10 protein-coding genes are annotated in these 11,292 nt (G+C 71.5%); all 10 read right to left on the minus strand.

Annotated elements, in window-relative coordinates:
• Positions 1 to 8: 8 nt before the first annotated feature.
• A complete protein-coding gene (locus VF665_RS24650) occupies positions 9 to 785 on the minus strand; it encodes a hypothetical protein (protein WP_331056150.1) in 777 nt (258 codons plus the stop codon).
• Positions 786 to 879: 94 nt separating this feature from the next.
• Complete coding sequence (hutU, locus tag VF665_RS24655; RefSeq protein ID WP_331056151.1) at positions 880 to 2,556, minus strand: urocanate hydratase; 1,677 nt, start codon at positions 2,554 to 2,556, stop codon at positions 880 to 882.
• Positions 2,557 to 2,628: 72 nt separating this feature from the next.
• On the minus strand, positions 2,629 to 3,213 hold the full coding sequence (locus VF665_RS24660; protein WP_331056152.1) for a Uma2 family endonuclease: 585 nt from the start codon (positions 3,211 to 3,213) through the stop codon (positions 2,629 to 2,631).
• 285 nt (positions 3,214 to 3,498) lie between these two features.
• Positions 3,499 to 4,209, minus strand: a complete 711-nt coding sequence (locus VF665_RS24665; RefSeq protein ID WP_331056153.1) for an ATP-binding cassette domain-containing protein — start codon at positions 4,207 to 4,209, stop codon at positions 3,499 to 3,501.
• A complete protein-coding gene (locus tag VF665_RS24670) occupies positions 4,206 to 4,973 on the minus strand; it encodes a hypothetical protein (protein ID WP_331056154.1) in 768 nt (255 codons plus the stop codon). Before VF665_RS24670 ends, VF665_RS24665 begins: the two co-directional genes overlap by 4 nt.
• Positions 4,970 to 6,034: a hypothetical protein gene (locus tag VF665_RS24675; protein ID WP_331056155.1), complete on the minus strand. Its 1,065-nt coding sequence runs from the start codon at positions 6,032 to 6,034 to the stop codon at positions 4,970 to 4,972. Before VF665_RS24675 ends, VF665_RS24670 begins: the two co-directional genes overlap by 4 nt.
• A gap of 81 nt (positions 6,035 to 6,115) precedes the next feature.
• Positions 6,116 to 6,394, minus strand: a complete 279-nt coding sequence (locus VF665_RS24680) for a hypothetical protein (protein WP_331056156.1) — start codon at positions 6,392 to 6,394, stop codon at positions 6,116 to 6,118.
• A gap of 136 nt (positions 6,395 to 6,530) precedes the next feature.
• Positions 6,531 to 8,051, minus strand: a complete 1,521-nt coding sequence (hutH, locus tag VF665_RS24685; protein ID WP_331056157.1) for a histidine ammonia-lyase — start codon at positions 8,049 to 8,051, stop codon at positions 6,531 to 6,533.
• A gap of 333 nt (positions 8,052 to 8,384) precedes the next feature.
• Positions 8,385 to 9,557, minus strand: coding sequence for a fibronectin type III domain-containing protein (locus VF665_RS24690; RefSeq protein WP_331056158.1), 1,173 nt, complete (start codon positions 9,555 to 9,557; stop codon positions 8,385 to 8,387).
• 238 nt (positions 9,558 to 9,795) lie between these two features.
• Positions 9,796 to 11,292 (minus strand): putative LPS assembly protein LptD (locus tag VF665_RS24695; protein ID WP_331056159.1); only part of this gene is annotated, 1,497 nt, incomplete at its 5' end.

Genomic DNA, 11,292 nt, shown 5'->3' on the forward strand with positions numbered 1-11,292 from the left:
CGGAGCGGTCAGGGAAGCGGAGGGACCGGCGGAGCGCCGGGCGGACGGGGCGCGGGTGTGGGCGGCGGCGTGAACGGCACGCGGTACCGGGGGCGATGGATGGTGCGTTCGGCGGTCACGCCCAGCATCAGGGCGCGCACCGGCTCCGTACGGCGGCGCCCGCCCGTGCCGTCCGTGGCGGGTTCCGTGTACGTCGTCTGCCCGAACGCGCCGGACAGGTAGAGGCTCATGGCGCCGTCCCGCAGGCGACCGCGGTAGGCGACGGTGGGCGCCCAGTACACCGGCCTGGCGTCCACGGGGTCGTTGCCGTTTCCGCCCATGAACTGCGCGCTCCCGGGACGCGGCGACATGATGGCCAGCCCCTGCGTGGTGTAGAGGCCGGAGCCGCCCTCGTCGATGCGCCCGGCCTGCAGGTAGGGCATGGTGTACGCGCCGCCCAGCAGCACGCCGGCGCCCGCGTCCACTCCGCCCGGCCGCCGCGGGAGCTGCGCGTACAGGTCCATGTCCGACGAGACAACCGAGAGCGACGCGGTGACGCCCAGACTCCACCCCATCCTCCGCTCGTCCGCGGGGCGGCCGTAGCGCAGCCCGGCCCCCAGCTGCGGAATCAGCTCCGTCGCGCAGACCGTGCTGTCGCACAGGGCCAGCGTGCCGCCGCCCGTGGCGTACGCCGTCAAGCCGGGGTCCACGCGCGGGCCGTGCGTCACCACGGGCGAGCAGGCCGGCGCGGCGCAGAGCAGCGCGCACGCGGCGGCCGCGGAAAACGGGGATCGGCGGAAAATCATGTGTGCGCGGAGGGCATGGCGGGAGATACGACGGTCCGGCCCCCAACGTTTCAGCCGCCGCCGCACGGACAGGTGCGGCGGCGGCTGGCGCGGCTCAGCCCGCGCGGCCTTCGCGCATGGGAATGCGGATTCCCTGCGCCTCCGCCGTCTCGATCGCCGTCTCGTATCCCGCGTCCGCGTGGCGGATCACGCCCATCCCGGGATCGTTGGTCAGCACGCGCTGCAGCCGCTCGCGCATTTCCGGCGTGCCATCCGCGACAATCACCTGCCCCGCGTGCAGCGAGTTGCCGATCCCCACCCCGCCGCCGTGGTGGAACGACACCCACGACGCGCCGCTCGCCACGTTCACCAGCGCGTTCAGGATCGCCCAGTCGGCAATGGCGTCGCTGCCGTCGCGCATCGCCTCCGTTTCGCGGAAGGGCGAGGCGACGGAGCCCGTGTCCAGGTGGTCGCGGCCGATGACGACGGGCGCGCTGATCTCGCCCGACGCCACCAGGTCGTTGATGGCCACGCCCATCCGCGCGCGCTCCCCCTGCCCCAGCCAGCAGATGCGCGAGGGCAGCCCCTGGAACTCCACCCTGTCCTGCGCCTGGGTGATCCAGCGGCGCAGGTGCTCGTCGTGCGGAAACAGCTCCAGCACCAGCCGGTCGGTGCGGTGGATGTCCGCCGGGTCGCCGGAAAGCGCCACCCAGCGGAACGGGCCCTTCCCCTCGCAGAAGAGCGGGCGCACGTAGGCGGGCACGAAGCCCGGGAACGCGAACGCGTCGTCGTAGCCGGCGTCGCGCGCCTGGCCGCGCAGGTTGTTCCCGTAGTCAAAGGTGACGGCGCCGCGCTCCTGCATCTGCACCATCGCCTCGCAGTGGGCGCGCATGGACGACATGGAGCGCCGCTGGTACTCCGCGGGGTCGGCGGTGCGCAGCGCGTCGGCTTCTTCGAGCGAGAGGCCGGCGGGGACGTAGCCGTTCAGCGCGTCGTGGGCGCTGGTCTGGTCCGTCAGCACGTTGGGCGTCACGCCGCGCCGCACCAGTTCCGGCAGCACCTCGGCGCAGTTGCCCACCAGGCCCACGGAGAGCGCTGCACCGGACTTCCGCGCCTCGTCCATCCACCGCAGCGCCTCGTCCAGCGAGTGCGTCATGCGGTCGCAGTAGCGCGTCTGCACCCGGCGCTCGATGCGCCTGGGGTCCACGTCCACGCACAGGACGGCGCCCTCGTTCATCGTAACCGCCAGCGGCTGCGCGCCGCCCATGCCGCCCATGCCGCCGGTGAGCGTCCACGTGCCGCGCAGGCTGCCGCCAAAGCGCTGACGGGCCACCGCGCCGAACGTTTCAAACGTGCCCTGCAGAATGCCCTGCGTGCCGATGTAGATCCACGAGCCGGCCGTCATCTGGCCGTACATGGTGAGCCCCTGGCGCTCCAGTTCGCGAAACACGTCCCAGGTGGCCCAGCGCGGCACCAGGTTGCTGTTGGCGATCAGCACCCGGGGCGCGTGCGGATGCGTGCGGAACACGCCCACCGGCTTGCCGGACTGCACCAGCATGGTTTCGTCGTCCGCCAGGGTGCGCAGCGTGGCCACCATGGCGTCGAACGCCTCCCACGACCGCGCGGCGCGCCCCGTGCCGCCGTACACCACCAGGTCCTCGGGGCGCTCGGCCACGTCGGGGTCCAGGTTGTTCATCAGCATGCGCAGCGCGGCCTCCTGCTGCCATCCGCGGCAGGAAAGCTCGTTCCCGCGCGGCGCGCGGATGGTGCGGGGTTCGGCCAGGACGCTCATTGCACGGGGATCGGTGTTCGGGAACGGATGATCTATGACGTGACGTTCTAATTCATCCCGCAAACTGCGGCATCAGCGCGGCGGCGAGTAGTCCGTTGCCGGCCGGGTAAGGTGCGCGACGTCGATGGCGAACTCGGCCGAGCCCGGCGCGGGCTGCCACTCCAGCGTGCCGGTCACGGTCTCCACCGGACGAAGCTCTCCGTCGATCAGGCGGTACCGCTCCACCGCGCGAGCGTCGGTGTCGATGATCCAGTATTCCGGGACGCCATGGGCCGCGTACTGGTGCCGCTTGATGCCGCGGTCGCGCACGGCGGTGGCGGGCGACGCGATCTCCACCACCAGGTCCGGGGCGCCCTCCACCCCGACGTCGGTGACGATGCCGTCGCGCTCGCGGCGGATGAAGACGATGTCGGGCTGCAGGTAATCGTCCTCGCCAAAGATCACGTCACAGGGCGCGCTCAGCACGACACCCAGCCCGTGCTCCTCCGCATGGCGCTCGAGTGCTCCGGCGAGCCGTACCGAAACCTTCTGGTGGATGGTGCGCGGGGCAGGCGTCACGTAGAGATCTCCGTCAATGACCTCGTACCGGTTGCCGTCGTCCGGCAACTGTCGGAATTCCGCGTAGCTCCACCCTCTTCGGGCGGGATGCGTCGCCATGGTTTCTCTCCGGTTCAGGTCCGTCCGAACCCCGTCCATCCACCATCCTGCTGTACGATACACGAATCGCGCGATCCGTGCAGGGCCGGTCCTACGCCATCAACGCGCCGCCGCGGACCAGGGCGGCGGCGGATGTCCGTTCTGGTCGCAGCCGCGGGACGCGCGGCACGAATGCCCGGAGGCGCGCACCACGAAGGCAGCGCGCCGGGAGTGACGGAGCGGGTGAATCTGAGGAGAGGCGGGACGGTGGACAAGGAGCCTTGGGGCAACTCCGCCGATCAGCGATCAGGAGGTGAGGAGGGCCACGACCGCTTCTTCGAAGTGCTCGCGCGCGCCCACTCCCGGCGCCACGTCGGCAGAGGTCCGCAGCAGATCCGCATGGGAGCCGCTGAACACGCACGCACCGCCCCGGATGACGACGAACCAGTCGCAGAGATCGTACAGTTCGGTGGAGACGTGCGACGACACCACGGTGAGCCGCGCGGGCCGGCCCCTCCGCGCGGCGATGAGCCGCGAAAGCTCCCGCCGGTGAGGGATGTCGAGCGACGACAGGGGCTCGTCCAGCAGCAGAACCGGGGGATCAGGCGCGAGGGCGGCGAGCGCGGCAATGAGCTGCACCTCGCCGCCGGAGAGCGAATCCGCGCGGCGGTCCAGGAGGGGTTGGAGGGTTGCGGGCGGCGGCTGCAGCGCGGCCACCGCGGCCTGCACACCGTACAGGGCGAGCACCTCGTCCACGCGCAGCCAGTGCGGAAGCCGCGGCTGCTGCGCAACGTATCCGGCCGCCTGCACCCGCTCGCCCGCGACATGGAGTTCCGCCTGTCCCCCACCGTGGGCCAGCAACCCCGCAAGCGCCATCAGCAGCGTGGTTTTTCCCGCGCCGTTGGCGCCCACCAGCCCCACCACGGCGCCTTGCGGAAGCTCCAGCGCCGCCGGGCCCAGCACCCGCCGGCCTCCCCGGCGCAGTTCGCCGTGGCGGAGGGTGCATGCGCCCGTCACGAGTAGCGCGCCACGCGGCGGTCGCTCACCGACAGCACCAGCACGAGCATGAGCGCGGCGTACGCCAGGTGCCGCAGCAGAATGGCGGGCCGGACGGCGCTGGAGAGCGGCGGCAGGTGCAGAAACATGGCGTGATGCAGCAGAGAAGGCGGCAGTGCATCGGTGCGAAGCACGAACACCATGGTGACCAGAAAAGGGAGGGCAAGCGCCACCACGCCCGCAACCAGCGCGGTGCCCGGTGCGGGCCAGAGCACGGCCAGTGCGACGGCGAACGCGATCGCCGACACGATCAGCGCGCTTCCTCCGGCCAGCATGCGGACCGCCTCGGCGCCGTCGGCGGCGCCCGCGGCCGCGCGGGTCACGGCGAACGCGGCCACGCTGAGCCAGAACGCCGACACGGACGCCAGCACCAGCACGCCGGCGAGCGCCACCGGGTATGCGGCACGCTCCACGCCGCGCGCCAGCAGCGGCGTGAGCCAGCGGTCGGCGTGATCGGCGCAGAGGCGGCGCTGGGCGAGAAGCGCGCCCGCCAGCGCCACCACCCCGGGCGCCGCGGTGGCGAAGTGGCGGGTGAGCGGATTGCCGCCGCGGACCGCCGCGCCGGCGACGGGCGCCCCGGCCTGCCACCCGCCCATGACGGCGATGACGAGCAGCAGCGCGCCCGCCGCCCAGAGCGGGCGCGAACGCGCCTCGCGCATCAGCAGCGCCCGGGCGAGCAGCCCCGTACCCGCGGGCAGAACCCGCCCCGCACGCGCCCCGCTCACCGCGCCCCGGCGAGCGCGCGGATGCGGCCGGCCGGCAGAAAGGCCATCCGGCCGCCCTCCGCTTCCGGGGCAAACCACAAACAGCCGCCGCGCCGGCATCCCACGAAACCCGCAAAGGGAGCCACCAGAAGCGGCGTCGGCTCGCCCCCGGCGGGCTGGGGCACCAGTTCCAGCACCAGGGAGTCCGCAGTGTGCGGCCGGACGTAGACCGTGCCGCGCGGCGTGGCGACGGCCGAAACGTAGTACGGCATGGTTCCCGGCCACTGAAATGCGGGGCCCTTGCCCGCGCGCAGGCCAGCCGGAGCCGGTGCGCGGCGCGCGCGGAGCATGGGAGCACAGTCGCGCACCCCGCCCCCCGCCGCGGCACGCACCCGGAGCACGCAGGCGTCCGACCCGATGCCGAAGAAGAGTTCGCCGTCCCCTTCCGCAAGGCTGTGCGGCGCCGCGTACATGGTCCCCCAGTTCCCGTCCAGAGTAAATTGCGGGGCGCGCGCCGCTTCCCGGACCGGAGAGCCGGGTTCCTGCAGAAAGAGCACGGCGTTCATCGTATCCGTGCCGCCCGCGCGTCCGCTGGGACAGTTGGCGGCGATGGCGAGGGTGGCGCCCAGCGTGGCGAGCTGCGGATGGGGAAGCCCGCACCCCGTCCGCAGCGGCACCGAGTTCCGGAACTGCCCGTTGCGCGCGTAGTAGCTGAGCTGTCCGCCGGCTTCCGCGATTACGTACGCGTCGGGAAGCATGGCGAGCGCGCTGGGATGTGTGAGTTCCCCCGGGCCGCGGCCGGGCTTTCCAAAGGCGGGTGCTGCCGTCCACCCCCCGCCCCGGGCAGGCGCCAGCGCGTACACCCGCCGGCCCACGGCGTCCAGCACGAGCACGCTGTCTCCCTGGACCACGAAATCGCGCACCATCCCCGGTGCGTCGCCGGTCACGGCCACGAACTCCGCGCGCGGTACCCCCGATGGCAGGGCGGCGGCGGCGCCGCGGTTCGCGGCGGCCGCCGCGAGCACCGCTCCAGCCGCGGCAAGCAGCCCAACGCCGGCCGCACCGGCTATCAATCGGTCCACGAACATCACTTTCCCAAGAGAAACGCGGCCCACCGGAGAACCCGGTGAGCCGCGGGAACATCAACGCTTCCGACCAGACCGTCAGCCCAGAGGGTTCAGATCGCGGACGAGTTCGGCATCACACCCAAGCAGGTCGAGTTCGATGGCGACTTCACACCCGACCTGTCCCCAGCCGCTGTTTGCAGCCGAACACGAACTGTAGTCCGACCACGCGGTACTGCGGCAGGCCATGAACTTGGTTCCGGCGCCCTGTGCCGCAACGTGAATGGCCAGCCCCGCCGACGCGGAGCCCGCGAGGAGAAGCGCGACCGCAAACTGCTTCGGGAACTGACGGATCGAGGTGGATGCAACCGAAACCATGAAACCTGCCCTGCTGAAGGATGCCCCCGCGAGATCGGCGAATGCTGAACTTTGCGCTTGGACAAACTCAGGATACGTCCGTTTCGAACATTTTACAATAGCGGCGTAAAATATTCGCCCACTTTCACGGGGGCTTCTACGCCGGATTCAGCAGCGCGCCGTCGCGTACCAGGGCGGCGGCGGCTTCGATGTCGGGGGCGAGCACGCGGTCCTCGTCCAGATGCGGGATCACCGCGCGCAGGGCCTGGTACGCGCGCTCCACGCCGCGGCCGGGGCGCAGCGGCTTGCGGAACTCCAGCGCCTGCGCCGCGCACAGAAGCTCGATCCCCAGCACCGCCTCGGTGTTGCGCAGCACGCGGCGCGCCTTGATGGCCCCGTGAGCGCCCATGGACACGTGGTCCTCCTTGTTGGCCCCCGTGGGAATGCTGTCCACGCTGGCGGGATGGGAGAGCACCTTGTTCTCACTCACCAGCGCCGCGGCGGTGATCTGCGCGATCATGAAGCCGGAGCGCACCCCGGGATCGCTCGTGAGAAACGCGGGCAGGTCGCCGGACAGGTCCGGGTTCACCAGCCGTTCCGTCCGCCGTTCAGAAATGCTGCCCAGGTCGGTGAGCGCCATCGCCAGCAGGTCCAGCACCTGCGCCACCGGCTGCCCGTGAAAGTTGCCGCCGCTGATCACCAGCCCGTCCGGCCCCTCGTCGGGAAAGATGAGCGGGTTGTCGGTGGCGCTGTTGCACTCCGTCTCCAGCACCTGGCGGATGTAGGCAAAGGCGTTGCGCGCCGCGCCGTGCACCTGGGGCATGCAGCGGATGGAATACGCGTCCTGCACCCGCGGATCGTCGTGTCGGTGGGATTCGCGGATCTCGCTGTCCGCCAGCAGATCGCGCAGCCGCTCCGCGCTCGCCGCCTGACCCGGGTGCGGACGCGCCCGCACGATTGCGGGGTGAAAGGCGTCGGGCGTGCCCCGCAGCCCCTCCAGCGACATGGCGCCGGCGACCTCCGCCGCCTCCACCACCCGCTCCGCGCCGCGCAGCACCAGCGCGCCGATACCGGCCATCACCTGCGTGCCGTTGTTGAGCGCCAGCCCTTCCTTGGCCTGCAGTTGCACCGGCTCCAGCCCGGCGCGGCGCAGCGCCTCCGCGCCGCTCATCCGCTCGCCGCCGAACTCCGCCTCGCCCTCGCCGATGAGGACGAGCGCCAGGTGCGAGAGCGGCGCCAGGTCGCCCGAGGCGCCCACGGAGCCCTGCTCGGGGATGATGGGGTGCACGCCGCGGTTCAGCAGGTCCAGCAGGCGCTGCACCACCACCGGGCGGATGCCGCTGAACCCCTTGGCGAGCACGTTGGCGCGCAGCAGCATGATGGCGCGCGTCTCCGCCCGGCCCAGCGGCGTGCCGAACCCGCAGGCGTGGCTGCGGATCAGGTTCAGCTGCAGTTCGGCGAGCTTCTGGGGCGGGATGGGTGTTTCGGCCAGGCGCCCGAACCCTGTGGTGACGCCGTAGACGGTGGCGCCGCTGGCGAGCGCGCGTTCCACCACGTCGCGCGAGCGCTGCATGCGCTCCACGGTGCCGGGCGCGAACGCCACCTCGGCGGCCTGCGTGGCCACCTCTTCCACCTGCTCCAGCGTAAGGCTGTCGCCGTCGATTTCGATCCGCCGCATCCGTGCTCCGCGTGGGGTGTGAGACGCGGGAACATAGGCCGGCACCGCGCCCTGATCAACGGTCGCGGACCGGTCGCGTCCGTGCATTCCTTGGACTTCTACGGCCGGTTCACGCCGAGGACGCGGGGGTGGCGGGGGAACGCGGGGAACTGCAACAGATTGGACTCGAACAGAGGCACAGAGACGCAGAGGGAGAACAAAGGGAGAATCGGAATTCCACGCCGTACCTGTTCCCTATTCCCTATTCCCTATTCCCTATTCCCTGCAGGTCCCCGGCAACGCAAAAGGCCGCCCCGTGCACCGGAGCGGCCCTCGCATCCAAGCCAGAAGAACTCAGCGCGACACGCTCAGGCGCGGCTCGTTCGCCTTGGTCTGGAACGCCCAGTCAAAGATCATCAGGTTGCGGCCCGTCTGGTCGCTCCCCAGCAGCTGCACACGGATCACGCCGTAGCGCACGCCGCCCGTTCCCGGAATCCGGAAGATGTAGCTGAACTCGGAGTTCACCGGCACCGGCGCGCTGCTGTAGCCCGCCGTGGGCGCCACCGTGGCCGCGCGGCACCCCGCGTCGGCGCCGGGCCCGCACGCCAGCGCCGTGGTGCGGCCCGCGTACTCCACCACCTGCGTGCCGTTCAGCGGCACGATGCGCCAGCCGCCCGCGCCGCTCTCCAGGCGGAAGTGGGCCGCCGTCGACGAGCCCGGCACGATGGGGTTGTCCGCCTCCGACCCGCTGAACACGAACCCGCTCTCCGCCGCGTTGCTGCCGAACGCGTACAAAAGCTCGCCATGGAAGTCGGGGCGCGGCACGCCCGTCACCTGCGTGCTCAGGTTGCTCACGTGGCCCAGCGTGTCCACCGCGGCCACGCGGTAGCCGTACTCGTGCCCGTTGCCCGCTTCCTCGTCCAGGTACCCGGTGCCGTCCGTCTGCCCCACGCGGTACAGGTAGTCCGTGCCGTCCAGGCGCGACAGGTACACCAGGTAGTGCGAAAGGCTGCCGGGCGACGGCGACGTCCACTGCAGGTACAGCGCGTCGTCCAGCCCCACCGGGGTGGCCGGCACCGGCGCGGCCGGGCGCGCGGCGGACGGCACCGACACGGTCTCAAAGAACTCCGACGGGGTTTCCACGTTGGCCGACTCGTCCGCCGTCGCCACGTAGAAGTCGTACCGGACGCCGGGCTGCACGTTGCGGTCGCGGTACACGCAGCCGTCCGTGGTGCACGACGTCACCGTGGCGATCAGCGAGTACTGCCCGCTCCCCGACGTGCGCCCGTAGACGCGGAACACCTCGCGGTTCCAGTCCGAGGGCGGTTGCCAGGTCACCTCCACCACCGGGTAGCCGACCGGCGTGCCGGCATTGGTGAAGTCTTCCAGCACCCACTCGTAGCGGGCGGCCACGTCGCGCGGCTCGCCGGGTTTGTCGCCGACCAGGACGACGTTGGGATCGTTCTCGCACGCGGCGAGCAGAAGCACAGCCGCCGCGGCGGCCAGGTTGCGCGAGATGATTTTCATGGGGAAGCGGTCGTTCCAGGGTGTCGCTGCAGAACGGAGGGTCTCCGTTCGCCCCCCGGGAAAGGCAACCCGCATTCCGCGCCCGCGCCGCGGGGCACCATCCACCCAACCCGTTGATCAACAAACACTTGGGCTGATGGACGCCATGCCGCCCGCCGACGCGGGTGTCCCGCCTGAACGGCAAACGGGCGTCCCCGGCAAGGGACACCCGTTTGCGATCCGCCCGGCGAGGGGACGGTCAGGGCCGCGAGATGGACCGGCGGTCCGTGCCCAGGTTCTGGCGGCTGTAGTCCGTCTTGAGGTCCGGCAGGTCGATCAGGTGCACGGAAAAGGAGAACGACGTGTTCCCCGTCGGCGTGCGGATGAAGTCGAAGTTGGCCTGCCAGCGGTACAGGTCGCGCTTGAAGTTCAGCACGTGCGTGCCGAACTCGCGGGTGCTGGGCGAGTAGTCCGTGCGCCAGTTCACCGCCCAGTTGCGCGTGGGGTAGAACGAGATCGACCCGGTGATCTGCTGGTTGTCTTCTGTCTCCACCTGCGGCGTGGTGCGCAGCACGTCCGGCCGGCGGCGGCGCAGCGAGTAGCCGATCTGCGCGTTCCACGGCCCGGCGCCCCCCGTTCCCGTCACCAGCTCGCGCCCGGTGCTGGTCTGCGCCCCCGGCGGGTCGATGGGCGCCTGCCCCTGCCCGGACGGCGTGTTGCCCCGCTCCGCCGCGCGGTCCTCCTCGTTGGCGCGCCCGAAGCCCATCCACCGGAACAGCGCCGAGTTGGCGCCAAAGCTGATGGAGGTGGACACGCTGGTGAGGAAGGGCGAAAACGATCCCCGCTCCGACCGCGGCGTGAGCGCGTTGTCGTCCTGCACGCGGCGCTCGGCGAACAGGTCGTGGCTCAGCGACACCTGAAAGCCGCCGAACAGGTCCGAGCGCAGCGTGTTGCTCAGCTCGTCCGTCTGGAACTGCGTGCCGTAGATGTCGGTGGGCACAAAGCTGTACAGCAGCGAGCTGGTGTTGATGGCCAGCAGCGTCACCTTGCGTTCCTGGTCCGGCGCGTCGCCGCCGCTGGACGGCCCGCCCGCCGAGTCCACCGGGGCGATGGAGTCCGCCTGCGGCCCCTCGGCGCTTTCGCGCACCTGCCCGGCGTCGGACGCGTTGCCGCGCCCGGAACGCGCGATCTGCTCGTCGCGCGCCGAGCGCGCGGGGCGCCGCAGCTTGGCCTCGAACGTCTGGTCCAGCGTTACGCTCACCTGGTTCTGCTCGCGCCCGCCCTGCGCGCCGAACACCGCCGCCTGCTGCGCCGTCTGCCGCACCGCGGGCGAGTACACGTAGCTGGCGCCGGGCCGGATGTGGTGCCGGATGGCCGAGTAGCCCGCCACACCGGGGAAAAAGCCGAACAGCTCCGTGGCCAGCGACGCCCCGAAGTTCGCCCGCGGCGCGGCGGCCACGAACCGGCCCAGCGCCGCCTCCTCGAACGGATTGGGGCGCGGCGAGCCGGCGCCCGGGCGGGGCAGCCCCGACGCGGTGTCGGCGCGGCTCAGGAAGTTCTGGCTCACGCTGATGTTGGGGCTCAGCCGCGTGTTCCCCATCAGCCGGAACTCGTACGAGGTCGACGCGTTCACGTCCACCGTGCGCACCGCCCGCCCGGGCACGTAGCCGCGCGGCAGCGTGAGCGCCTCCTCGGCCAGCGAGGCGCTGTCGATGGGGAGCAGCGCGTCGCGGTTCTGGCTGGCGAAGCGCACCCC

Source organism: Longimicrobium sp., from assembly GCF_036387355.1.
Classification (GTDB): domain Bacteria; phylum Gemmatimonadota; class Gemmatimonadetes; order Longimicrobiales; family Longimicrobiaceae; genus Longimicrobium.

Coding starts and splice junctions, on each gene's coding strand:
- VF665_RS24650 (WP_331056150.1), bottom strand. CDS start 785: ATGATTTTCCGCCGATCCCCGTTTTCCGCGGCCGCCGCGTGCGCGCTG.
- hutU (WP_331056151.1), bottom strand. CDS start 2,556: ATGAGCGTCCTGGCCGAACCCCGCACCATCCGCGCGCCGCGCGGGAAC.
- VF665_RS24660 (WP_331056152.1), bottom strand. CDS start 3,213: ATGGCGACGCATCCCGCCCGAAGAGGGTGGAGCTACGCGGAATTCCGA.
- VF665_RS24680 (WP_331056156.1), bottom strand. CDS start 6,394: ATGGTTTCGGTTGCATCCACCTCGATCCGTCAGTTCCCGAAGCAGTTT.
- hutH (WP_331056157.1), bottom strand. CDS start 8,051: ATGCGGCGGATCGAAATCGACGGCGACAGCCTTACGCTGGAGCAGGTG.
- VF665_RS24690 (WP_331056158.1), bottom strand. CDS start 9,557: ATGAAAATCATCTCGCGCAACCTGGCCGCCGCGGCGGCTGTGCTTCTG.